General features: G+C 48.9%; 24 protein-coding genes and 2 tRNA genes. 20 read left to right on the top strand and 6 right to left on the bottom strand.

The genetic code is table 11. The annotated features are described in order from the left end of the window. The 5 genes from istA to O9X78_RS16710 form a co-directional block, all read right to left on the bottom strand. The coding region (gene istA / locus O9X78_RS16730; protein ID WP_269620874.1) for an IS21 family transposase at positions 1-937 on the bottom strand (937 nt) is incomplete at its 3' end. 838 nt (positions 938-1,775) lie between these two features. Then, positions 1,776-2,027 carry a hypothetical protein gene (locus O9X78_RS16725; RefSeq protein WP_269620873.1) on the bottom strand — a complete coding sequence of 84 codons (252 nt, stop codon included), beginning with the start codon at positions 2,025-2,027 and terminating at the stop codon, positions 1,776-1,778. A gap of 384 nt (positions 2,028-2,411) precedes the next feature. Then, a tRNA-Ser gene (locus O9X78_RS16720) sits at positions 2,412-2,501 on the bottom strand. A 159-nt stretch (positions 2,502-2,660) separates the two neighbouring features. After that, positions 2,661-5,459, bottom strand: a complete 2,799-nt coding sequence (rne, locus tag O9X78_RS16715; RefSeq protein WP_269620872.1) for a ribonuclease E — start codon at positions 5,457-5,459, stop codon at positions 2,661-2,663. A 3-nt stretch (positions 5,460-5,462) separates the two neighbouring features. Beyond that, complete coding sequence (locus O9X78_RS16710) at positions 5,463-5,666, bottom strand: hypothetical protein (RefSeq protein WP_269620871.1); 204 nt, start codon at positions 5,664-5,666, stop codon at positions 5,463-5,465. Positions 5,667-5,990: 324 nt separating this feature from the next. On the opposite strand from O9X78_RS16710, the gene rluC reads away from it, so the two are divergent. Continuing rightward, entirely contained in the window at positions 5,991-6,944 is a 954-nt protein-coding gene (gene rluC, locus O9X78_RS16705) for a 23S rRNA pseudouridine(955/2504/2580) synthase RluC (RefSeq protein WP_269620870.1), read from the top strand. Further along, on the top strand, positions 6,944-7,597 hold the full coding sequence (locus O9X78_RS16700; protein WP_269620869.1) for an HAD-IA family hydrolase: 654 nt from the start codon (positions 6,944-6,946) through the stop codon (positions 7,595-7,597). Before rluC ends, O9X78_RS16700 begins: the two co-directional genes overlap by 1 nt. Positions 7,598-7,609: 12 nt before the next feature. On the opposite strand, the gene O9X78_RS16695 is transcribed toward O9X78_RS16700, so the two are convergent. Continuing rightward, the gene (locus O9X78_RS16695; RefSeq protein WP_269620868.1) at positions 7,610-8,209 is read right to left on the bottom strand and encodes a Maf family protein; all 600 of its coding nucleotides are present in this window, start codon (positions 8,207-8,209) and stop codon (positions 7,610-7,612) included. 193 nt (positions 8,210-8,402) lie between these two features. On the opposite strand from O9X78_RS16695, the gene O9X78_RS16690 reads away from it, so the two are divergent. From O9X78_RS16690 to O9X78_RS16605, 18 genes are all read left to right on the top strand, one after another. Further along, on the top strand, positions 8,403-8,924 hold the full coding sequence (locus O9X78_RS16690) for a YceD family protein (RefSeq protein ID WP_269620867.1): 522 nt from the start codon (positions 8,403-8,405) through the stop codon (positions 8,922-8,924). A gap of 26 nt (positions 8,925-8,950) precedes the next feature. After that, the gene (gene rpmF / locus O9X78_RS16685; protein ID WP_103684678.1) at positions 8,951-9,130 is read left to right on the top strand and encodes a 50S ribosomal protein L32; all 180 of its coding nucleotides are present in this window, start codon (positions 8,951-8,953) and stop codon (positions 9,128-9,130) included. An 8-nt stretch (positions 9,131-9,138) separates the two neighbouring features. Next, complete coding sequence (plsX, locus tag O9X78_RS16680; protein WP_269620866.1) at positions 9,139-10,149, top strand: phosphate acyltransferase PlsX; 1,011 nt, start codon at positions 9,139-9,141, stop codon at positions 10,147-10,149. Positions 10,150-10,176: 27 nt separating this feature from the next. Further along, positions 10,177-11,121 (top strand): ACP S-malonyltransferase, encoded by a 945-nt coding sequence (gene fabD / locus O9X78_RS16675; protein WP_269620865.1) that lies wholly within the window; start codon positions 10,177-10,179, stop codon positions 11,119-11,121. A 38-nt stretch (positions 11,122-11,159) separates the two neighbouring features. Next, on the top strand, positions 11,160-11,897 hold the full coding sequence (gene fabG / locus O9X78_RS16670) for a 3-oxoacyl-ACP reductase FabG (protein WP_269620864.1): 738 nt from the start codon (positions 11,160-11,162) through the stop codon (positions 11,895-11,897). A 215-nt stretch (positions 11,898-12,112) separates the two neighbouring features. Then, positions 12,113-12,349, top strand: a complete 237-nt coding sequence (gene acpP, locus O9X78_RS16665) for an acyl carrier protein (RefSeq protein ID WP_103684682.1) — start codon at positions 12,113-12,115, stop codon at positions 12,347-12,349. Between the two features lie 135 nt (positions 12,350-12,484). Beyond that, complete coding sequence (gene fabF, locus O9X78_RS16660; RefSeq protein WP_269620863.1) at positions 12,485-13,729, top strand: beta-ketoacyl-ACP synthase II; 1,245 nt, start codon at positions 12,485-12,487, stop codon at positions 13,727-13,729. After that, complete coding sequence (gene pabC, locus O9X78_RS16655) at positions 13,729-14,556, top strand: aminodeoxychorismate lyase (protein WP_269620862.1); 828 nt, start codon at positions 13,729-13,731, stop codon at positions 14,554-14,556. Before fabF ends, pabC begins: the two co-directional genes overlap by 1 nt. After that, a complete protein-coding gene (gene mltG / locus O9X78_RS16650; RefSeq protein ID WP_269620861.1) occupies positions 14,549-15,604 on the top strand; it encodes an endolytic transglycosylase MltG in 1,056 nt (351 codons plus the stop codon). The genes pabC and mltG overlap by 8 nt, the downstream gene beginning before the upstream one ends. Then, on the top strand, positions 15,605-16,261 hold the full coding sequence (gene tmk, locus O9X78_RS16645; protein ID WP_269620860.1) for a dTMP kinase: 657 nt from the start codon (positions 15,605-15,607) through the stop codon (positions 16,259-16,261). Beyond that, complete coding sequence (locus tag O9X78_RS16640) at positions 16,254-17,252, top strand: DNA polymerase III subunit delta' (RefSeq protein WP_269620859.1); 999 nt, start codon at positions 16,254-16,256, stop codon at positions 17,250-17,252. Before tmk ends, O9X78_RS16640 begins: the two co-directional genes overlap by 8 nt. Positions 17,253-17,303: 51 nt before the next feature. Continuing rightward, positions 17,304-17,654 carry a PilZ domain-containing protein gene (locus O9X78_RS16635; RefSeq protein ID WP_269620858.1) on the top strand — a complete coding sequence of 117 codons (351 nt, stop codon included), beginning with the start codon at positions 17,304-17,306 and terminating at the stop codon, positions 17,652-17,654. 59 nt (positions 17,655-17,713) lie between these two features. Continuing rightward, entirely contained in the window at positions 17,714-18,490 is a 777-nt protein-coding gene (locus tag O9X78_RS16630) for a TatD family hydrolase (protein ID WP_269620857.1), read from the top strand. A gap of 43 nt (positions 18,491-18,533) precedes the next feature. Beyond that, positions 18,534-19,652 (top strand): glycine cleavage system aminomethyltransferase GcvT, encoded by a 1,119-nt coding sequence (gene gcvT, locus O9X78_RS16625; protein ID WP_269620856.1) that lies wholly within the window; start codon positions 18,534-18,536, stop codon positions 19,650-19,652. Between the two features lie 18 nt (positions 19,653-19,670). After that, positions 19,671-20,738 carry a beta-N-acetylglucosaminidase domain-containing protein gene (locus O9X78_RS16620; RefSeq protein WP_269620855.1) on the top strand — a complete coding sequence of 356 codons (1,068 nt, stop codon included), beginning with the start codon at positions 19,671-19,673 and terminating at the stop codon, positions 20,736-20,738. Between the two features lie 118 nt (positions 20,739-20,856). Then, entirely contained in the window at positions 20,857-23,004 is a 2,148-nt protein-coding gene (gene fadB, locus O9X78_RS16615; protein WP_269620854.1) for a fatty acid oxidation complex subunit alpha FadB, read from the top strand. 18 nt (positions 23,005-23,022) lie between these two features. Beyond that, positions 23,023-24,198 carry an acetyl-CoA C-acyltransferase FadA gene (gene fadA / locus O9X78_RS16610; RefSeq protein WP_269620853.1) on the top strand — a complete coding sequence of 392 codons (1,176 nt, stop codon included), beginning with the start codon at positions 23,023-23,025 and terminating at the stop codon, positions 24,196-24,198. 183 nt (positions 24,199-24,381) lie between these two features. Then, positions 24,382-24,466 (top strand) — tRNA-Leu (locus tag O9X78_RS16605). Positions 24,467-24,524 lie beyond the last annotated feature (58 nt).

Raw genomic sequence — 24,524 nt, 5'->3', positions numbered from 1 at the left:
ACAAAACTTGATAGTCAACAGAAGGTTGATCTGGCAGTGGACTCAGTGCAGCTTGTTCATCGGCAAACCGCGAACGAACCCGCTGATTGAGCTTGGCTACAGTTTTGTCGATCCAGTATTGGTACGCTTCAATGCACTCAAAATCGTGATTGCCACGAAGCTTGAATTGTTGTGACAAACGATGTTTCAACGAACCGTTGGCGCATTCTACTACACCGTTTTCATGCGACTGGCCAGGGTTATTGCGGGTGGGCTGCATGCGATAATGATCACACAAATCGCGGTACGCATCTGTCCATATATTCTGGGTATTGTTGCGTGCTGCGCTGAGGCTGTCGGTGCGATGCTCAACCGGGCTGCCACCAGCTTGCTGCAGTGCGCGCTGTAAACCAAAGGCTAACGCGGCGTAGCTTTCGCCGCCTTGCACTATCGTGACTGAGCGCCAGCCGCTATAAGCAAGACGAAACTGATAGAGCAAGTGGGGAAAGGCCTGACCCGCAAGGGTAACCGCGTCATCGGGGTGGGTGAAATCGGAAAACCCTTGTTGCCCGATCACCGCTTGCTGGCGAAACATTACCTCTTTGTCGGGGCCGCACAGCGCACGCCATTGCTTGACCCGTCGTTGCAGCGTTCTCAATACACGTTGATCGTAGTGCTCGGGGTAGTGCTCTTGCAAATACTCCAATAGCGTCAGTCCAGTGAGGCTCGGCTCGCGTTCGAGTAACACCACAAGCTCACGCTCCCAGACGGCCTCCAGCGGATCTTCGCGGGTGCGCCAGTGACGCTCAGGTGGGTGGTGGATTGGGTCTTTCTCGATTCTACGGCCTGAACGAACGGAAATATTTATCTTCGCGGCTGCGGTTTCTTGGGTGATACCACGCTGTCGATGCTGCATATACAGCTCCTCTTGTCGTTGGGTGATATGTAATCCCGGCACGCTGTTCTCCAAGGGAAAATCAAAGTACCGAACGTTACATCCAACCGGCCAAGATAGTTGTCGTCAACCGGTCATCCTAATTGTCGCCGAACATTTGATGCTTTTTTTCCGAACATATCTACGTATGGATATACTACCTTCTTCTCCACTAGGTCTTCGGCCGCTCGCTGCGCTCTTTCTTGGGCTGAGGTATGGAGTGACAGTTTGGCTTCAGCGCCAACAGATGCAGTATCAGCACAGGTGATGATTCCGGCTTGAGCCTGATAAGAAAATATTAGTGCGATAAAAATCCATTTGTGCATTTTGTTGTTCTCTTTGTGCCTAACAGGTAGTTTTAGAGACTCGTGCCCCTTATCAAAGTCAGGGCTTCAGCATGGCTTAAAAAGTACAAGGGAATTCAATAAAATATATGTCTCGAGCGAGGCGAGCACCAATCAAACGAAGAATAAATCCCTTTAATTCTGACAAAATTTCCTTTTCCCTGATCATATCGCGTTTTTTATAAATTTCAATGAGCTAACTGATTCGCCAATGCGTTAGTGGGGCGTACTCTCTTGTTCACTTATCGCGACGACGCGGAAACAGTTACTGACCACTATTGTGAGAGGCTGTGTGAAAACTCCTATGACCAAATTAATCATGCAATCCTAAGTAAAATGCGTATTTGATTGGCAAGAAAACTTGGTCAAATTTTGATGTAAGACACATATTCACATCAGTTCTTGTTTAAATTATGACTTGAAAATAGTTTTCACACAGCCTGGTGACAAATCGGCTACATTATTGGTGAGCTGGTGAGCTGGTGAGCTGGTGAGCTGGTGAGCTGGTGCGCAGGTGGTCAAGTTATGGTCGAATCCGCGGCCAGAGTTGGTTGCCACGCTTTGATTGCCCTTCGAGGTTGATAGCTACCTTTAACTCTAATTTTACCTGCCTCCATTAAGCGGGTGTAAAGTAGATCTTCAGTTAATTCGACAAGTTTGAATTTTTCTAGCACCAGCAGTGCATTCCTCGGGATTGCTGGTGCTACTGGAATTTGGATGGCAAGAGGTAAAATCTCTTCCCAAGCTTTTGGGCTCGCAGCGATATTCACCAGGGTTTGCTCTATAAAGTAGTTGGTGGGTAATAACTGAGGCCTACCGTGTCTACAAATCCTTTAGATGCAAGGAACTGTGCTGCTCAGCCCGTGGTGCGATGATGTATCTCTGGCATGAGGATCAATAGCTCGGCTTTTGTTATGCCCTTACTACCTGCTTGCTTTATATTTTCTCGCACCTTCGCTGCAGCACCTTCCAGAAAACAATTGATAAGCTAGACGTTGACCAGTGACGATAGATTATATTTGGATCGGATTGAAGAGAGTAGGGTAGGTATAGCGAGTTTGAGCTGAGGTAATCTTGCTTCAGCAAAATAGGTGGTAGGTAAGTGGCGGGTATTTAAATGATCTTGGCGGGAGCCCACAGAACATGGGCAAAAGTGGCGGAGGGGCAGGGATTTGAACCCTGGGTTGGGATAAACCAACGCCGGTTTTCAAGACCGGTGCAATCGACCACTCTGCCACCCCTCCGCAGCAGTCGAGGATTATACATAGCTTGTGTTGTGAAACAAGCGGTAATACAAAAAAGACTTATAAATCAGTTCGATGTAGGGCTACTTGAATAAAATTTAAGCAAAAAAAAGCCCAGCTAATAAGCTGGGCCTATATCGCTAATATAAAATTAGATATTTAGTTGCGGGGATCATTTGCCGCGCGTGGCATTTTTGGCCGGTTAGGGTCAGGTGTAGCCGCAATGCTTGCGTCTAATGCCGGCGGTAATGGCTTGGCCGTGGTTATCTGCAGATCTTTTAACGGCTGAGGTGCAATCCGTGGATCATTCGCTGCGCGGCCAACCGGTCGTACAGTTTCAACGGCGGGTGCTAGAGCCGTTTCCTTTGTCTTAGCCGCTGCTGGTTTACTTGCAGCGGGTGTTTTAGCTGCTACAGGTTCAGGCGCCTCAGCGTCAGGCTCGCTAACTTCCGTTGGCTCGGATTGCTGCAGTAGTTGAGCTTCAGGTGCTGGTGCGTTTGCGGTTTCAGTTGGCAATTCTTCAGCCGCGATATTTGCTGCTTCAGTGTCAGCAGGTTTTGCCGCTTCCTCAGATGCTTCAGCCGGAGCTGGTGCCACGTCTTCCTCTTTTTCTGCAAACTCGGCAGCTGGCGCGGCTTCTTTTGCTGGCTCTAGTGGTGCTGGTGAGACTGCTTCGCTTTCAGCGGTCTTTGGCTCATCTTGAGTAACAGCTTCTGGCGCCGGAGATTCAGCAGTAGTTGGCTCTTCGTTTGTAGATGTTTTGCTATTGTCTCTGTTGCGATTAGGTCGCTCGGAGCGGGCTGGCTTGCTCGTTGCCTGCTCATGATTTGCCTCTGCTTTAGTTTCGATATTTTCAGTAGGGCTGTTCTCGCCTGTGGCTTGATTCTCATCGCTAACCGGGGCCGGGGTGCGCTTACGTTCTTGCGAGTTGCGCGGTTTGCGGTTGCCTGGCCGACGTTTTGGTCTGTTGTTGTTTTCAGGCGCAGCATTTTGTTCCTCATTGCTATTCACAATGTCAGCGCTTTGTTCGGATACCTCAGATTTAGTGATTTTCTCGGCTTTATTGCCGCGATTGTCAGAAACTCGGTTGTCGTCGCGTGGTGCCCGCTGGTCCGGATTGCGGCGGTTCCGCCCACCGCGGTTATTGTTGCGATTACCCGAGCGGTTATTGTTGCGCGGATTGCTGCTGCGCGGACGCGGCGCAGGAGTTGGTTCCGGCTCTGGTTCTGGCTCTGCAGGTTTAAATAATGCACTGAGTGATTTGGCTAACTTACTAAAGAAGCCTTCGGTGCTAACTGGTGCGCTGACTTTAGCGTTGGTTTTCTCAGTGCTAGGTTCGGCGGGTGCTGGCATCGCTTTTGGTGCCAGTGTGCGAACGACAGCCGCAGGAGCTGGCGCGCTGGTGGTCACTTCATCCAGAGCTTCAGCTTGGGCTTCAAGCTCAGCAACGATTTTGTAGCTAATTTCCTTTTCGTCACCGATATCACTTTCGCGTAGACGCATAACTTCAAAGTGTGGTGTGTCTAGCGCGGGTGTTGGTATAACAACGACGCGAACACCGCTGCGTTGTTCTACATCGTATATCGCTGTGCGCTTTTCATTTAACAGGTATGAAGCAACGTTTACCGGAACGATAACGCGAATTTCTGCGCTTTTCTCTTTGTTGGCTTCCTCTTCTACTAGGCGCAGAATTGATAGTGCCAAAGAGTTGGTGTCGCGGATGGTGCCCTGGCCGCTACAGCGAGGGCAAACTTTGGCGCTGGTTTCGCCAAGCGAGGGACGTAGCCGCTGACGAGACATTTCCAGTAGGCCAAACCGTGATATACGACCAATTTGAATGCGCGCGCGATCTGGTTCCATGGCGTCGCGTACACGATTTTCCACTTCCCGTTGATTCTTAGCGGCCAGCATGTCGATAAAGTCGACAACAATCAGACCACCAATATCCCGGAGGCGCAGTTGACGGGCGATTTCGTCGGCTGCTTCAAGGTTGGTTTGTAGTGCTGTTTCTTCAATGTCGCCGCCTTTCGTTGCGCGGGCGGAGTTGATGTCGATAGACACCAGTGCTTCAGTTGGGTCAATAACGATGGAGCCACCAGAAGGCAGCTGCACTTCACGCTGGAACGCCGATTCAATCTGGCTTTCAATCTGATAGCGATTGAATAAAGGGACCTGATCCTTGTATAGCCTGATTTTGTTTTTGAAGTGGGGCATAACCTGCTCAACGAAATGCATGGCTTCGTTGAAGGATTCTTCAGCATCGATAAGAACTTGGTCAATATCGTCGCGCAAGTAGTCACGAATTGCGCGGATGATAACGTTGCTTTCTTGCAGAATCAGAATAGGGGCTTTGCGCTCTTCCGAGGCTTGCTTAATTGCAGACCAAAGGTGCAATAAGTAGTCTAAATCCCACTGTAATTCTTCAGAACCCCGACCAACACCCGCTGTACGTACAATAACGCCCATTGATTCAGGGATGTTTATTGCGTTCAAGGCGTCGCGCAACTCACTGCGCTCATCGCCTTCAATGCGGCGTGAAATACCGCCCGCGCGAGGGTTGTTTGGCATCAGCACCATGTAGCGGCCAGCTAGGCTGATAAAGGTAGTCAGTGCTGCGCCTTTATTGCCGCGCTCTTCCTTTTCTACCTGGACAATAACCTGGGTGCCTTCTTTGACGAGGTCCTTGATTTTAGCGCGGCCGCCGACGTCGGAAGGGTTGCGATAGAAGTATTCTTTAGAAATCTCTTTGAGGGGCAGGAAGCCGTGACGCTCTGCGCCAAAATCGACAAAAGCAGCCTCTAAGCTCGGTTCTACGCGGGTGATTGTGCCTTTGTATACATTGGCTTTCTTTTGAACTCGGGTACGGTTTTCTATATCCAGATCAAATAAACGTTGGCCGTCGACTAGCGCAACGCGCAACTCTTCCGGCTGAGTTGCGTTAATAAGCATTCTTTTCATGAGCTAAAAATCCCAAAAGCCGGGATTTGTTGCGCCACTCGTGTGATCGAGCATCTTTAAGCGTTCTGATGTACGCTGCATTACCTTGTGAGTCCGGCAGTAGTTTATGCTGCGCTGCACGGGTACATCAGTGTGGCCTGTAACCTGGCCGTTATATTCCAGTTCGCTGGGGTGTGTTTTTACAATCCCGCGCTGGGCGTCTTTCATCTATTACTGTTGGGCGCTAATTCACTGCGCCAGTATTGGTAACGTTCTTTACGTCGCTTTCTCAGAGTTCTTTCACAGCCGTGGTGTAAACAAATATCGGCAGTACTATTAATTAATGTACCGACACTACGTTAGAATGCCGCCGGTACACTGCTATTCACTGATGGAAATAAGGCTATGCGTGAAACCGCAGTCTTTACCTTAGTAGATGGCCGGCGGTCTTCCCTCACGTCACAGCCATGCTGTGGCGGGAACCGGACCCGGTAACTACCGGGCGACTATATCAGTATTCAATAACTAACTCAATGAGTTACGGGAGTGTAAGTGAGTTCAGAAACTGTCATCAATCCGACTGTGCGCTTGGTGACTGTCGAGGCTGATTATGCGGGTCAGCGTATCGACAATTTCTTAATGCGAGAATTAAAAGGCGTCCCTAAGTCTCGGATTTATAACTTATTACGCCGAGGCGAAGTAAGGCTAAATAAATCTCGGGTCAAGCCTGATCAAAAGTTAGCCTATGGGGATGTTGTTCGTGTGCCACCAGTAAGGGTGGCGGTAAAAGAGGGGGTGGTTGTTCCCGGTGGGCTGGACACCAGTCTGCGATCAGCGATTTTGTACGAAGATGATGGTTTGATTGTCATAAACAAGCCGTCTGGACTGGCGGTGCACGGTGGAAGTGGTATTTCGCTGGGCCTAATCGAGGCTTTGCGACAAATGTATCCTGATCAGCGAAGCCTTGAACTGGTGCATAGATTGGACCGTGATACCTCTGGCTGTGTCATGGTCGCCAAAAAGCGCAGTGTATTAAAGCAACTTCATGAGCTACTGAAGGCCCGAAAGGGTGTTGATAAGCGATATTTAGCCTTGGTTTCAGGAAAATGGCCGGTAAGAAAACAGCAGGTGAATGCGCCGCTTCAAAAAAATGTACTGAATTCTGGTGAGCGGATGGTAAGAGTTGAGCTGGATGGCAAAAAGTCGCTCACCGAATTTACGCTTATTCAGCGTATAGCGGGCGCTAGCTTGATAGAGGCGCGTCCAGTGACGGGCAGGACTCACCAGATTCGAGTTCACTGTCAGTACGCTGGGTACCCCATACTTGGCGATGATAAATATGGTGATGACGATGCGAATACTAATTTTAAGCGTCTCGGGTTAAAGCGCCTATTTCTCCATGCCCACTCTTTGGCGTTTACTTTAGATGGCCAGCGGATCGAAGTAAAAGCACCGTTGCCCCCTGAATTAGAAAAAGTATTAGAAGTAGGCGGTAGTGAATTGTAATGCTTATAATTTTTGATTGGGATGGTACGATTTTAGATTCGAGCGATAAGATAGTTTTTTGTATGCAGGAGGCCGCGAGAAGATTTGGTGTTGCGGTTCGCGAGCCGGAGGAAATACGCAATATTATCGGCCTCGAGCTGAGCTTAGCGATCTCCTATTTGTATCCCGATCTAAATCCGATTGAAGTCGAGGGGGTGCGGGCGAGTTATGTGGAGAGTTTTATCAAAGCCGATCAAAAGCCCTGTAAGTTGTTTCCCGGTGTTGATGACACGCTGCGCGGCTTAAAAGCGGCGGGGCATGATTTGTGTGTGGCGACGGGTAAGAGCCGTCGTGGTCTAGATCGTGTTTTCTCTGACTTAGATATAAGTACGTTATTCAGTGCTAGCCGCTGTGCCGACGAAACCGCGTCTAAGCCTGATCCACTAATGCTGCATCAGCTTTGTGCGGAGCGAAATTTCAATCCGTGCGACGCTATTATGGTTGGGGACACTGAATATGATCTGGAGATGGCGAGTCGTATAGCTATGCCATCTATTGGGGTGTCCTACGGTGCTCATAGCGTTGAGCGCCTGTTGCGCTGGCGCCCCCTGTCTGTCGTCAATGAGTTTTCTATGTTGCTTCCTTTAATAGAAGGGCATCAAAATGCAAAATAAAGCGCAAATAGATTAAATAACGGATACTCCCTCGTTTCGTAGGAACTCACAGAGTTTTATGAGTGGTAAGCCTATGAGGGTGTTCGGGTCGTCACTGCGTATGCGTTTGAACAGGCCTATGCCCAGTCCTTCCATTTTAAAGCTGCCTGCACAATCGAAAGCAGGTTCTTTTTCGATGTAGCGGTCGATCTCTTGGGGGCTTAGCGTGCGGAAATCGACGAGTACACGCTCGGTATAAACTTGGCAGCGGTTTGAGGCGGTATTAAGCAAGCATAAACCGGTATGGAAAATAGCTTCTTTTCCTGAGCAAAGGCTTAGTTGGTGGCGGGCTGCTTCGGCATTTCCGGGCTTGCCAAGTATTTTCCCATTTACTTCACAGGTTTGGTCGCCGGCAATAATGAGTGCATTGCTGTGGTTTTTTGCCACCGAGTAGGCTTTTTCTGTGCTTAATCTTGTTGCAAGGGTGTCTGCGTGTTCATTTGGCGCGGCTGTTTCGTCTATGTCGGGGCTGGCGGTGGCGGGGTGCAAGCCGATCTGCTTTAGTAGTTTAAGCCGATATTTAGATCCGGAGGCTAATATTAAGGTGGCGGTGCTATGATCGCTTGGCGGCATTGGTGTTGTGGCTCCATGAATTTCGCTTGGTTAGTAGTGCGGTGTTAAGTGGCATGCCTTCTCAGGGTATACGTTATTTGTGACAGCTAGGTTCTGCTACCACAAGCTATAGTGCTTTTCCCCTTTAAGTACCCAATAATACGGGCGTTTTTGCTTTGACAATAGCCTGTGAAGTCCCTATGATTGCGCGCCTATGCAAAGACAGCCCCTGCCCAAGTTTGTTGATGCTCGTAAATTTGTTTCCTCAGGCATGGAAATTCATGCTTATCGACAAGTTGATGGGCTAGACCGTTTCGTTGCCGGCCTCGCCAATAACAGTGGTTCGGTAGATGTAGACTTGCGTTTTTTTCGCGATGAGCAGGGGTTTAAGTGCATTAATGGTAGTGCGGTTGCGCACGCTGAAGTAATTTGTCAGCGTTGTTTAAACCCAATGCCGATATGCATTGAAGCTGAATTTAATTTAGCTATCGTGTGGACGGATGAGCAGGCCAAAGCACTACCGAAATCATTAGATCCTTTGATTTTGGAAGAAGAGAGTTTGGTTCTTGCTGATTTGCTGCAAGATGAGTTAATCATAAATACTCCCTTCGTCAGCTTTCATGACGAAGAGTGTCGCGATTTTATTCCGGAGCCTGAGCCGGAAGTAGTTGTTCGCGACGAAGAGGAAGGTGATAAGCCGTTTGCTATTTTGGGGCAATTAAAGCCCCGCGATTAATCTTTAGTACGAGGAATTTTTAGGCCATGGCTGTTCAAAAAAGTAAAGTGACCCGTTCACGTCGCGGTCAGCGTCGTTCACATGATGCACTGACTGGTGCAACTTTGTCTGTTGATCAGACTAGCGGTGAAAAACATCTTCGTCACAATGTGACTGCGGATGGTTTCTTCCGCGGTCGCAAAGTAGTTGCTGGTAAAGACGACTAAATATTTGCGTGGCATCGCTGCGATTAGCCGTTGATGCAATGAGCGGAGACCACGGTCTCCGTTCATCTATTTCTGCCACACTCAATACGCTGAACCAAAATTCAGCCCTTCATATTTCCTTGGTTGGTGATGAGCCATCCATTCTGTCTGCGCTCGCCGGAAAAAACTACGATTCATCTCGTCTTAAGGTTTTTCATAGCCCCGACGTGGTTACGATGGATGACGTTCCCTCAAAAGCCCTACGGTACAAAAAGCACTCGTCCATGTACCGCGCCCTCGAGTTACTGCGCGACGGTGAAGTTTCTGGTGTTGTTAGTGCAGGAAATACAGGCGCTCTGGTCGCGATGGGATGTATTTTATTAGACCGTCTGCCCGGTGTGCGTCGTCCTGCCATCTGCGCACGAGTCCCCGCTATTGCTGGTTACACCTATATGCTCGATCTTGGTGCGAACATCAGCTGCGATGCCGAGCAATTACATCAATTTGCGGTCATGGGATCCTCTCTAACTCGCGCATTAGATGGGCGTGAATCCCCTCGCGTAGCCCTATTAAATGTTGGTGCTGAGTTAATCAAGGGAACCTCGGTAGTAAAAGAGGCCGCCGAAATTATCAGCGCCGACACCAGTTTGAATTACGTCGGTTTTGCCGAGGGCAATGACATTTTTTCTGACCGAATTGATGTCATTATTTGCGATGGTTTTGCCGGGAATGTGGCACTGAAAGTCTGCGAAGGTACTGCAGATTTTATACGTGGCCAATTGACGGCGCGCTTTAATAAAAATTGGTACGGAAAGTTTGCCGCACTGGTGGTTATGCCCGTATTGAGCGCCTTTAAACGCGATATTAACCCGGATCAATACAACGGCGCCGCGCTTTTGGGCTTGAACGGCGTCGTCATAAAAAGCCACGGAAGTTCTAACGTGGCGGGCTTTGAGTCTGCAATTCATCAAGCTGAAAAAGCGGTAAAGCGTGACTTGACTCAGTTAATTTCGGCCCAAATAAACTCAAGACATTCTTAAAAACTCGATATCAAAAAGGAATAAGCAATGGATACTCAGCAACTTGCACTGGTTTTCCCCGGCCAGGGTTCTCAGAAAGTCGGTATGCTGGCCGAGCTTGGTGAGTCATTTTCAATTATTAAAGACACATTTACCGAAGCTTCAGACGCACTTGGCTACGATATGTGGGATTTAATTCAACATGGTGAGCAAGCACAGTTAAACCTAACTGAAACAACCCAGCCAGTGTTGCTGACATCCAGTGTCGCAGTGTGGCGGTTATGGTCCGCGCAGGGCGGTTTACTACCTTCTTTGCTCGCCGGTCATAGCCTTGGTGAGTTTTCTGCATTAGTTTGCGCGGGTTCTTTAGGCTTTGCAGATGCGGTGCGCTTAGTTCGCGCCCGCGGTCAATTTATGCAAACCGCAGTGCCGTTAGGTGAAGGTGCAATGGCAGCGGTTCTTGGTCTTGATGACACAAAAATTGTTGAGATCTGTGCTGAAGCGGCTGCCGGGAATGGCGTCGTCGAAGCGGTGAACTTTAATTCTCCGGGCCAGGTTGTTATTGCAGGGCAGGTTGCTGCTGTTGATAAGGCAATTGAATTATTAAAGGCTGCAGGTGCTAAGCGCGCAATGCCTTTACCTGTAAGCGCACCGTTCCATACGTCTTTGATGCGTCCTGCAGGTGAGAAGTTGGCGCAAGCGCTTGCTGATATTAGTGTGCAGAAGCCAAATATTCCTGTTGTGCATAATGTGCATGGAAAAACTGAGTCTGATCCGGAGGTGATTAAAGCCTTGCTGGTTGAACAGATCTACAGTGCGGTGAAGTGGGTTGATTGCGTTGAGACCATGGTTGCCGCGGGCATCACTACTACAATAGAGTGCGGACCCGGTAAGGTGTTAAGTGGTCTGAACAAGCGCATCAATAAGTCGCTGAATTGTTTCAATATTGAGTCTCCAGAAAGTTTTGCTGAGACCTTGGCGTCTACCAAGTAACGACGACGAATTTAACAATATAAATAGGGAGTTAGGATATGACTGCGAAGGTAGCATTGGTAACAGGCGCGAGTCGCGGAATAGGGCAGGCCATAGCGATAGCGGTGGGTAAACTGGGCTATCTGGTTGTGGGTACGGCCACATCGCAAGTTGGCGCGGACGCGATTACAGCCCATTTTAGCGAATCAGGTATTAAAGGCGTTGGTATGATGCTGAATGTTGCCGACACTGCATCAGTAGAGGCCGTTGTTAAGTCGATTAACGAACAATTTGGCGCGCCATCAGTGCTGATTAATAACGCGGGCATCACCAAAGACAATATTATGCTGCGAATGAAAGACGATGAGTGGTTTGATGTGATCGACACCAACCTAAATTCTCTCTATCGTTTGAGTAAGGCTTGTTTGCGCGGTATGACCAAGGCTCGCTGGGGTCGAATCGTAAATATCAGTTCGGTTGTTGGCGCGATGGGTAATGCAGGGCAGGCGAATTATGCTGCCGCAAAAGCAGGTATGGATGGTTTTACCCGCGCTTTAGCGAGAGAAATTGGTTCTCGTGGCATTACCGTTAACGGTGTAGCCCCTGGCTTTATTGACACTGATATGACTAAAAAGCTCGGCGATGATCAGCGGGACGCGTTAAAAAACCAGATCCCCTTGCAGCGTCTTGGTAGCCCTGAAGAGATAGCTGGTGTTGTTGCCTTTTTGGTTAGCGACGCTGCGGCCTACGTTACGGGTGAAACTATCCACGTAAATGGCGGCATGTATATGGCGTAAACATATGTTCATTAAGGAATTTTCCTTACTGAATGTGAATTTTTCATATTTTGCTATGCACAAGCGGCATTAGTCGCGGTAGAATGAGCGCCCAAGTGCTGGCGGTATGAAACACGATTTCGGCGGCTGCGCTTTTTGCTTTAGGCCCTGTCCATTAGCGAAAGTATAAAAGCAGGCCCAAATATTTTAATTTTAATTAGGAGTCACCAACGACCATGAGTAGCATTGAAGAGCGCGTCAAGAAGATTGTTGCAGAGCAACTAGGTGTTAAAGAAGAAGATGTGTCAGAGTCTGCATCATTCGTAGAAGACTTGGGCGCAGATTCTTTGGATACTGTTGAGCTGGTAATGGCTCTGGAAGAGGAATTTGAAACTGAGATTCCTGATGAAGAAGCTGAGAAAATCACTACTGTTCGTTTAGCTATTGATTACATCAAAGAAAACCTACAGTAAGCAGTAAAATAGCGGCCTAGCCGTTTAAAAAGCCGTTTCTATGTAGTGTAGGACGGCTTTTTTTATGCCTGAATGTGCAACATCCGTATTGTGAAGTATACGTATACTTTGCAATAAAGGAGCTTTGGGGGATTTATGGCTAAAAGAAGAGTTGTCGTCACAGGTATGGGCATTATTAGCCCTTTAGGGAATTCTGTGGCAGAGACATGGCGTAACATTCTTGCCGGTAAAAGTGGCATTTCACTCATCGATCGTTTCGATGTGTCGCAGTTTGCCACCCGTATTGGTGGCGCAGTTAAGAATTTCGATATTGCTGAATATATGTCGGCGAAAGAAGCAAAGCGCTTTGATCCGTTCATCCATTACGGTGTGGCGGCGGCCGAACAAGCTCTTAGTGACTCTGGTCTAGAGGTCACCGATGAAAATGCCCACCGAATCGGCACGGCCATTGGTTCAGGTATTGGTGGTATCGGCTTAATTGAAAATAGCCGAGTCATCATAGATAAGAGTGGCCCGCGCAAACTTTCACCCTTTACGGTTCCTGGTGCCATTATCAATATGGTCGCTGGGGTATTAGCAATAAAGCACAATCTGCAAGGCCCGAGTATTTCCATCACCACGGCGTGCACAACAGGTACCCACAATATTGGTATGGCTGCGCGCATGATTGCCTATGGTGATGCAGACGCCATGCTCGTCGGTGGCGCTGAAATGGCAACAACGCCGGTTGGTCTAGGCGGTTTTGCCGCAGCGCGAGCGATGTCTACGCGCAATGATGATCCTGAGGGGGCTAGCCGTCCATGGGATAAGCAGCGTGACGGTTTTGTGCTTGGCGATGGCGCCGGTATGCTGGTGCTTGAAGAGTACGAATTCGCCAAGCAACGTGGCGCAAATATCCACGCAGAACTTCTTGGCTTTGGCATGAGCTGTGATGCTTTTCATATGACCTCACCACCGGAGGATGGTCGCGGTGCTCGTGCGGCTATGCAAAGTGCGCTAAATGATGCCGCTTTAAATGCTGACCAACTCGATTATATAAATGCGCACGGTACTTCTACAATTGCCGGTGATTTAGCAGAGAGTAGGGCGATTGAGCAATTGATCGGCTCTAAGGCCGCCAAGATTGCGGTGAGCTCTACAAAATCGATGGTTGGGCATTTGTTGGGTGCCGCCGGTGCGGTGGAGGCCATATTCTCCATATTGGCGCTGCGTGATCAGGTTGCGCCACCGACAATCAACTTAGATGAGCCGGACGAAGGTTGTAATCTGAACTATGTACCGAATCAGCCTCAGCAGCGCTCAATAGCCTATGTTCTGTCTAACTCCTTTGGTTTTGGTGGCACCAACGGTAGTTTATTGTTTGGTCATTTACAGAGCTAATGTCGAATGCTGTAGCTTTAACACTCTACAACGGTCGTTTTAGTCAGCAAGTCGGTGCTGAAAGTCGCGGTTTGGCATACGGTGATGGGATTTTTGAAACCGTCCTGGTTCGCGGCTCTAGGCCTCTGTGGCTAGAGGAACATCTGCAAAGGTTGGCCTCTGGTGCTAAACAGCTCGGCATTCCCTGCGATCTTGTAGAGATAAGACGTGATTGCACTATTTTAATAGCAAGCCTTGATACGCCAATGGCGGTGTTGAAGATTGTTCTTTGTCGCGGTCATGTTTCTAGAGGTTACACGCCTCATTTGTCGACTCCTGACCGAGTTTTAAGTATTTCGCCGTACTCACAAAATTGCTCTGCGTGGAATAACGGCATAGCGCTGGCGGTTTGCCAAACCCAATTATCCAGTCAGACTCGGCTGGCGGGAATAAAGCATTTAAACCGCTTGGAGCAGGTTTTGGCTGCAGAAGAACTACTTAAGCGCGGTTATCAGGAAGGTCTTATGATGCACGGTGGGCGAATTATTGAGGCTAGCCGGAGCAATGTGTTTTTTGCTGTCGATGGCGAACTTGTGACGCCGTCACTGGGTCTTTGCGGTGTAAGCGGTATTATGCGGCAGCAGGTGTTGAAGCACGCCGCTAACTTGGCAATTCCAACACGAGTTTGTGACCTTGGTATTTCTTTGCTGCAACAAGCGGAAGAAGTTTTTGTTTGTAATAGCGTTTTTGGGCTCTGGCCGGTCACGAAAGTTGAGTGTGTGCACAAGGAGATTGGGCCGATAAGTCGTCTATTACAGCGGGAGTTTGATAGCTTTTTTTATGTTTAAACTATTTAAGGTAGCGCTGGCGCTTATTTTTCCGATTATATTGTCAGGCCTTGCCGCGCTTTGGTATCTCGACGGTTATTTGAAACAAGAGTTGCCGCTTACTGAGCCAACTGAAGTCTTTGTTCTTGAACCTGGTACGGGTTTTTCCACAATGGTGAATCAACTTCAGGAGCGTGGCTGGATTAAAAAGCCACGGGTTTTGAAATTGTATGGTCGCCTAAGCCCAAAAGTTGCAGAGATCAAAGCGGGTGAGTACCGCCTTGAACTGGGTGTAAGTTTAGCTGAAACGTTGGCGATGATGCGCGAGGGTGATGTGATTCGTCACCAGCTGACCCTGCTTGAAGGTTGGACTGTCGCACAAGTGCTTGCTCATTTGAATAATCAATCTCTCTTAGAAAAACAGGCCCTGGAAAATGATGCCAGCCTATGGCAGCAGTTAGGTATTTCAGAACCGCTGGCTGACGTTCCAGAGGGACTCTTCTTCCCAGACACCTATGATTATCACCTTGGCGATAAGCCAAGCGCATTACTACTCCGCGCGTATAAGCGCATGGTGAAGGTACTAGGCGATGAGTGGGAGGAGCGTGACGTCGATCTTCCCTATAATAATGCCTATGAAGCCTTGGTGATGGCATCAATTATCGAGAAGGAAACCGGCGTGCCAGAAGAGCGCGCTCAAATAGCCGGCGTGTTTGTACGGCGATTAAAAATGGGTATGCGCTTGCAAACTGACCCAACGGTAATTTACGGTTTGGGTGCAGATTACAATGGTAATCTGCGTGGCTCCCACCTAAGGGACGACAAAAATATATACAATACTTACCGTCAAGTGGGCTTGCCACCCAGCCCGATTGCGTTGGCTGGTAGAGAAGCCATACATGCGGCCTTGCACCCAGCTGAAGGCGATTCCATCTTCTTTGTGGCAAAGGGTGATGGTACGCATTACTTTTCTGCGACGTTAAAAGAACACGAGGCGGCGGTGAAACGTTACCAGCTTAGTAAGCGTCGAGCAGACTATCGATCTGCGCCACCGATGCCGGAGAAATAAATGAGCCAACAACAGCGCGGCCGTTTTATTACCGTTGAGGGTACCGAAGGCGTTGGTAAGTCCACCAACATCGACTTTATTCGTAAATTACTCGATAAAGCGAATATTCCACATATAGTAACCCGGGAGCCAGGCGGCACGCCGCTCGCGGAAGAAATTCGCAATCTTCTGGTTGTTCCGCGTGAAGAGTCGATGACTGAGTTGGCTGAGTTATTGTTGGTGTTCGCAGCGCGGGCACAACATTTAAAGACACTAATAGAGCCTGCCTTGGTGAAAGGTGTATGGGTATTGTGTGATCGGTTTACCGATGCCACCTTTGCCTATCAAGGCGGTGGACGGGGTTTGTCTGCTGATACCATTGATCAATTACAAAACTTGATTCAGGGTGATTTGCGTCCTGACTGCACCTTGTTACTAGACGCCCCGGTAGATGTTGGCATGGCGCGGGCAGGTGCGCGAGGCGCTCTTGATCGATTTGAGCAGGAAAAGCAGGTGTTTTTTGACAAGGTCAGAAGCGCTTATTTACAGCGAGTTGAACAAGAGCCTGAGCGTTTTTCAGTCGTTGACGCTAGCGCAGATTTAGCTACGGTTCAGGCTAATATTGAGTTGGTTTTGCAGTCGCAGATCTCCCTTTATAAGGGCGTGAACAATGGCTGATCCGCTGGTTGCCTATTCCTGGCAAATGAGTCAATGGCAGGATCTTCAGCGCCTAATTGACTCAAATCGATTGCCCCATGCGCTATTACTAGCTGGGCCAGATTTAATTGGTAAGTTACGGTTTGCAAAAGCACTTGCTGGTTATTTATTGTGTGAATCACCTAACAAGTTGGCAGCATGCGGGCAGTGTCGAAGCTGTCATTTCCAGATTGACGCCAACCATCCCGATTACCGAGAAATATGCCCCGAGGAGGGCAAGCGCCAAATCGGTATCGATCAGGTTCGAAGCCTACAAAGTTTTTCGGCCCAACACGCTCATCGTGACAATGGTCGGAAGCTCGTGGTGATTCACCCGGCGGAGGCGATGAACGTATTTACCGCGAACGCTTTGCTTAAAACGCTAGAAGAGCCTAATACTGGTACAGTGCTTATTTTGGTGAGTCATACAAGTAGCCAGTTACTTCCTACGATACGATCTCGATGTGTGCAGCTACGCTTTGGCGTGCCCGATGCTACTTTGGCGCAAACATGGTTGCGTGATTATGTTGGCGACGCTGAGTTAGCCAAGACTTTGCTTTTGGCGGCGGGTGGCCGTCCTTTGGCGGCAAGACAAATATTCGATGATAACGGTTTGGCCACTCGCGATGGCTATGATGCGGGTCTAATGGCCATGCTTAACCGGCAAAAAACACCGTTGCAGCTCGTCGATGATTTATTTGATCAAGATATTTTGCAATTGCTTGATTGGTGGTGTTCGCGGCTTATGGATTTGTCGCGGCATCAACTCGCGGCTAAACCATTACAGGCGAAGAGTTGGCAGGCTTTCGAAAAACTGTCACCCAAGCTTGTTATGCAGACTTTGCAGCGTGGTTTGGAGCTGCGCTCCGGTTTTAGCCGCGGGGTGGCTTTAAATAAACGTTTAATTTTAGAATCACTGTTTCTTGATTGGTCCGCATTGTGCCAAAGCCGTGCGGCATCGGAAGCAAGTTGATATAGTGTCGCCTATTATGGAATTTGGTTTTGAGTCTATGAGGTTGAATATATGAGTGGTGCGCAGGGTGCACGCAACGGGATTTTGTCTCTGACTATCAGGGATAAAGCTGTTCTCTACGCGGCATATATGCCATTCATACGTGACGGCGGTTTGTTTGTTCCAACCACTAAGCCTTATAAAGTAGGTGATGAAGTGTTTATGCTACTCACCCTAATGGACGAGCCAGAAAAATTACCTATCGCAGGTAAAGTTGTATGGATTACCCCGCGTGGTGCGCAGAGTAATCGCGCCGCAGGTATCGGCGTTCAATTTGTAGGTGGCGACGGCGTTGCCAATAAAAAGATTGAGTCCTATCTTGCGGGTATAATAGAGTCTGATAAGCCCACGCACACCATGTAAACTCATCACTGGCCCATTCAGGCCAGTACGTGAAACAGAAAAATCCTAACGGAAATCTCATGCTCGTAGACAGTCATTGTCACCTCGATCGAATTGACCTTAAGCCCTATGATGGCGACTTAAATTTAGCAATACAGGCGGCAACGGAGCGTGGCGTAAGCAAAATGCTATGTATCGGTATCGATTTGGGCAATGCCCCGACGGTCGTTGCCATAGCCGAACGCTTTCCGCAAATTTATGCGTCTGTTGGCGTGCATCCACTCGATATAAGTGATGAGGTCTGTTCGGTACAAACGCTTACTGATCTGGCTGATCATCCCAAGGTTGTGGCGATTGGTGAGACCGGCTTAGATTATTATTACAGCAAGGATCGTAAAGACGATCAGCAGCGCAGTTTTGCCCAGCATCTTCAGGTGTCGGCGGCCATTGGCAAACCGACGATTGTTCACACTCGGGATGCCCGCGAGGACACCTTAGCCATTATTGCCGAGCACGGGGCGCCCTCGGTGGGCGGTGTATTGCATTGCTTTACAGAATCGTGGGAAATGGCAGAAGCGGCGATAGATATGGGCTACTGTATTTCCTTTTCCGGCATCATTACCTTTAAAAACGCGGAAGAACTTCGTGAAGTTGTGCGTCGCGTTCCTATTGATCGTTTACTAGTAGAAACTGATTCCCCCTATCTGGCGCCGGTGCCTTACCGCGGTAAGAAAAATGAGCCGAAGTATGTTGTTGAAGTGGCGGAGTGCGTGGCGGAATTAAAAGGTTTGTCTTATCAAGACGTGTTGCGACATACAACGCAAAATTTTGAACGGCTTTTTCCGTTAGCGCGATAAGTACGCAGCGATACGGCTTTATATAGACTTAGGAGACAGTGCATTGAGCACAGAGACATTATTAACGACCCCTTTGAACGCCTTACACCGCGAGCTTTCGGCCAAAATGGTGCCATTTGCAGGCTACGACATGCCTGTGCAATATCCTTTGGGCGTGCTCAAGGAGCACCTACATGTAAGAAATGCAGCGGGTCTATTTGATGTGTCTCATATGGGGCAAATACGTGTGAGTGGCCCAAATGTTGCGGCCGAACTTGAAAAATTAATGCCGCAGGATGTTATCGGGCTACCCGAAAACCGTCAGCGTTATGGCCTGTTGACCAATGAGCAGGGTGGCATACTGGATGATCTTATGTTCGCCAATTGTGGTGATGACTTTCTGTTAATTGTGAACGCCGCTTGTAAACGTCAAGATTTTGCCTGGTTGAAGCAGCATCTGCCTGCAGATATAAAAATGGAGATGCTTGAAGATCAAGGCTTGCTCGCGCTGCAGGGGCCGCAGGCGAGACAGGTACTGTCGCGTTTGGCGCCGGAGACGGCGACGATGATCTTTATGGATACTGCAGATTGCATGATCGGTGGTATCTCATGCTGGCTAAGCTGTTCGGGCTACACCGGTGAGGATGGTTTTGAGATATCAGTCGCCCCAGAGCAAACCGAGGCACTAGCACGCTTACTTCTAGCTGAGCCTGAAGTTGAATTTATTGGATTGGGGGCCAGAGACTCCTTGCGTCTAGAGGCCGGACTTTGTCTTTACGGTCACGATATGGACGAGACGATTAGTCCGATTAGCGCCAACTTACTGTGGTCAATTTCAAAAGCTCGACGACCAGACGGCGTTCGCAGTGGAGGCTACCCAGGCGATTCGTTTATCTCATCACAACTCGCTAATGGCGTGACTGAAAAACGTGTTCTTCTTGATGTCGAAGGTAAGGCACCGGTGCGTGAAGGGGCGGAGATTGTCACTACTAGCGGCGAAACAGTGGGTAGAGTCACTAGTGGTGGCTTTGGTCCCAGTATTGGGCGGCCTATTGTGATGGCCTATGTTGCAACTGCTGCGCTCAATTCAGATGAATCATTGTTTGCAAGTGTGAGGGGTAAGCAATTGCCTGTGACTCTGCGGAAAACACCGTTTGTAGAGCAACGTTACTATCGCGGCTAATGGATTGAGAGAGGTGCTGTGAGTAAATCTTTTACAACATCCGTTATCGAAGGGTTTTATGGTCGTCAATGGACGTGGTCTCAGCGCTTTACTTTGCCGGAGTCGCTCGCAAATTGGCAGTATCAAAGCTACATCTATGCACCGAAGGGCGACGCTAGTTTACGAAGCCGTTGGTCTCAGCCATTTACTGAAGAGCAGCGATTAAATTATGAGCGTCTTGGTAACGCCTGTCATGCGGCCGGTTTAAGCTGGGGCTTAGGCCTGTCGCCGGTGGGCTTGCAGGCAAACTATGGCACAAGTGAAAAGCACTCATTAATTAAAAAAATAAAAGAAATTCAATATCTTAAGCCGGATATCTTATGGGTTTTGTTCGATGATCTGCCCGCTGGAAATATGCTGCTGGCACATAATCAAGTCGCTGTTGTTAACGATATCCAGCGTCATTTGCCTAATGTTCAGCTGGCCATGTGCCCAAGTTATTACAGTTTTGACCCAATTCTTGAAGAGCTATTCGGTGCCTGCCCAGAACATTATTTCCGCGATCTAAATACTGGACTTGGGCAGGACATAGATTTGTTGTGGACGGGTAATCGTGTCGTAAGCGAGTCCTATACTGCGGATGATTGTCGGCGCGCGGCAGAGCTACTAGGTCGAAAGCCGCTCATTTGGGATAATTATCCGGTAAATGACGGTCGAAAAATTAGTCGGTTTTTGCACTTGGCTCCGTTCACTGGCCGGCCAGCAGAAATGGCTCAGCTGTGCAGTGGTCATGCCGTTAATCCAATGAATCAATTTCATTTGTCTATGTTGGTGTTGCCAACGCTGGCAGATGTCTATGCTCGCGGGGTTCACTATGATCCAGATGCGGCGTTTGCTGATGTAACAGCGGACTTGCCAACCGAGTTGGCTAGTCTAGTCTCTAGGGATGCCGATATATTTCAGAATCTTGGCTTAGACGGCATGAGTGACGGGCAAAAAGCACTATTGCGTTCAGCTTACGGCAGTATCGATCATCCCTTGGCGAGAGAAGTTTGCGAGTGGTTGGATGAGCTATACCGATTTGATCCTGCCTGTTTGACGGATTAATGTGTTGCCGTGCTTGCCAAGAATTTCGGAATACGGTAGTTTTAGCACCCAATGTTTACATGGTAAACATGAAAAGTATGGCAAATGCCGCCGCCACAACTCTATTCGAGGAAAAAAAATGATTTATCAAGGCAAGGCGTTAACTGCAAAGTACCTAGAAGAAGGCATTGCGGAACTCTGTTTCGACCTAGAAGGCGATTCAGTCAACAAATTTAATCAGCTAACTCTTTTGGAGTTGGGTGCAGCGACCGCCGCCTTAGCTGCGGAAGCAAATTTGAAAGGTGTGCTCGTTAGCAGTGCGAAGTCGGTATTTATTGTCGGTGCTGATATTACCGAATTTACCGAGCTTTTTAAGTTACCAGACGCGGATATTAGGGAGTGGGTGACTAAGGCAAATGCTGTGTTTAATGCGTTTGAAGACCTGCCCGTGCCAACCGTGGTCGCGATAAATGGTGTTGCATTAGGCGGCGGTTTTGAAATGTGTTTAGCCTGTGACTTCCGGGTGATGTCGTCGGCAGCAGTTGTCGGTCTTCCGGAAGTAAAATTGGGCATTAACCCCGGTTTTGGTGGCACTGTTAGATTGCCTCGTGTTATCGGTTGTGACAATGCAATGATGTGGGTTGCAACGGGCAATCATCAAAAGCCAGATGCTGCGCTTAAAGATGGCGGTGTTGATGCGGTTGTAGCGCCAGATGTTCTTCGTGATGCGTCTTTAGATCTTCTTAAAAACGCGATAGCAGGTGAGTTTGACTATAAGGCACGTCGTATCGAAAAAACCTCTCCGGTTAAATTAAATGATATCGAGCGCATGATGTCTTTTACCACCGGTAAAGCGATGGTTGCTCAGCAGGCTGGTCGCCATATGCCAGCACCTCTGACTGCAGCTAAGTCGATGGAGCGTAATGCTGGTTTGAGTCGCGCTGAGGCCATTGAAGTTGAAATTGATCATTTCATTAAGCTAGTACGTACGCCACAGGCTGGCGCCTTGGTGGGTTTATTCCTAAGTGAGCAAGCGGTGAGCAAAGCCGCGCGTGGTTTTGCAAAAAATGGCGGAGATATAAAACAAGCTGCGGTCTTAGGTGCGGGCATTATGGGTGGTGGTATTGCTTACCAGTCTGCCTATAAAGGTACGCCGATCCTAATGAAAGACATTGCTGATGCCGGTCTTGCGCTGGGTATGAAAGAAGCTGGCAAGCTTCTCGCAAAACGAGTGTCCCGCGGTCGCATGACTGCAGACAAAATGTCTGCGGTGCTAAACAGTATTCGTCCATCGTTAAGCTATGACGGCTTTGATAAAGCCGATGTGATTGTTGAAGCGGTAGTTGAAAATCCAAAAGTGAAGCAGGCAGTTCTTTCTGAGACTGAAAAACACATCCGTAAAGATGCGGTTTTGGCGTCAAATACCTCAACAATATCCATCACCCATCTTGCCGATGCGCTGGAGCGCCCAGAGAACTTCTGCGGTATGCATTTCTTCAACCCTGTGCACGCGATGCCCTTGGTAGAGGTTATTCGTGGTGAAAAAACCAGCGATGAGACCATATCCAAAGTCGTTAAATACGCGCTACAAATGGGTAAAACCCCGATTGTTGTCAACGACTGCCCAGGTTTCTATGTGAACCGTGTGCTGTTTCCGTATTTCGCCGGCTTTGACATGCTGATTCGCGACGGTGGTGATTTCCGTAAGATCGATAAAGTTATGGAAGGCTTCGGCATGCCAATGGGGCCTGCCTACCTGATGGATGTTGTCGGTATCGATACCGGCTACCACGCCGCTGAGGTAATGGCAGAAGGCTTCCCAGATCGCATGCGCCATGACTTTACGGGTATTTCGCAAATGATGTTTGAAGCGAAGCGCTACGGTCAGAAAAACGGCATCGGTTTCTATCGTTACGAAGAAGACGCCAAAGGTAAGCCTAAGAAGTGTGAAGATGACACGGCGTTAGCGATGGCAGAGTCTGCGAAACAAGCCACGGTTGAGCTTTCCGACGACGATATCGTCGCGCGGATGATGATACCAATGTGTATAGAAACCGTTCGTTGTATCGATGAGGGTATTTTGCGTGACCCAGCTGACGCCGATATGGGTTTGGTTATGGGTATCGGTTTCCCCGTTTTCCGTGGCGGTGCGCTGCGCTATATCGACCAAATGGGCGTTAAAGCCTTTTGTGAGATGGCAGATCGCTATGCGGATCTTGGTCCGCTATATCAGCCAACAGAAAGCCTCCGCCAGATGGCGGCCAATGGCGAATCTTTTTTTAAATAAACGGGCGGAGATACAACCATGACTTATAAAGCAAATGATGTAGTAATCGTCGATTGCGCCCGTACTCCAATGGGGCGTTCAAAAAACGGCGTATTCAGAAATGTACGTGCAGAAAACATGTCGGCGGCGTTGATAGATAGTTTATTGGCGCGCAATCCCGGTATTGATCCGGCGCTGTTTGAAGATGTGATTTGGGGCTGTGTAAACCAGACCAATGAGCAGGGCTGGAATATTGCGCGGATGATCTCGGTGATGACAAAGCTTCCCCATGAAGTCGCTGGTCAAACTGTGAGCCGACTTTGTGGTTCATCAATGTCGGCCTTGCACACTGCGGCGCAGGCCATTATGAGTGGGTTTGGCGATACCTTTATGGTTGGTGGCGTAGAGCATATGGGCCATTTGGCGATGAACCACGGCGTTGATCCTAATCCGCAAGCAAGTAAATACGTTGCCCGTGCTGCCGGTATGATGGGGATGACCGCAGAAGCACTCTCGATGATGCACGGTATTGGTCGTGAGCAGCAGGATGAATTTGGTTTGCGTTCGCATATGCTTGCAGCAGATGCCAGTGCTAATGGTCGTTTTGACAAAGAGATTATCGCTCTGGAAGGCCACGGTGACGACGGTCGTAAAATCTTGGTAAAAGCGGATACCACCATTCGCCCCGAAACCACTCTTGAGAGTCTTGCTCAGTTGCGTCCAGCCTTCGATCCTCGTAACGGTACAGTGACCGCCGGTACCAGTTCGCAAATTGCTGACGGCGCCTCCGCCATGATCATGATGTCTGGACAGCGGGCAATGGATTTAGGTTTGTCACCTCGCGCAAAAATAGTTGGTATGGCTGTGGCGGGTGTAGATCCGTCGATAATGGGTTACGGTCCTGTGCCATCGACTCAGAAGGCTTTAAAGCGTCTTGGCATGAGTATGGACGATATTCAAACCGTCGAGCTCAACGAGGCGTTTGCGGCGCAGGCTTTGCCAGTGCTTAAAGATCTCAAGTTGCTAGACAAGATGGATGACAAGGTAAACCTCAATGGTGGCGCGATCGCATTAGGTCATCCGTTTGGTTGTTCCGGGACCCGAATAGTCACAACACTTCTTAATGTTATGGAGCAGCGTGATACGTCGGTAGGTCTTGCCACTATGTGTATTGGTATGGGGCAGGGCATTAGTACAATTATTGAGCGAGTTTAACGTTGTCATGGGCTGTTATTGCCTGATTTTTACGCAATAACGGCCTTTGATGATAATTGTTTGCAGGTCTGCTTGATCACGCCCATGGCCTGTGGCACAATCTCGTTCCTCGCGTAGTCATGGCTGCGCGATTTTATTTGTAAACCGTGATAATTCAATACCTTAAGACGGTTTTACAAGTGCGCGGATGTGGTGAAATTGGTATACACGCCAGATTTAGGTTCTGGTGCCGCAAGGCGTGAGAGTTCGAGTCTCTCCATCCGCACCATTTCATAGAATTCTTTTAAATGGCCGCTTTGAAATCATAGTGGCCATTTGTGTTTAAC

Source organism: Zhongshania aquatica (assembly GCF_027257955.1).
In the GTDB taxonomy this organism is placed as follows: domain Bacteria; phylum Pseudomonadota; class Gammaproteobacteria; order Pseudomonadales; family Spongiibacteraceae; genus Spongiibacter; species Spongiibacter aquatica.
Note: the sequence above shows the minus strand (reverse complement) of the source record. Positions and strands in the feature narration are given on the sequence as shown.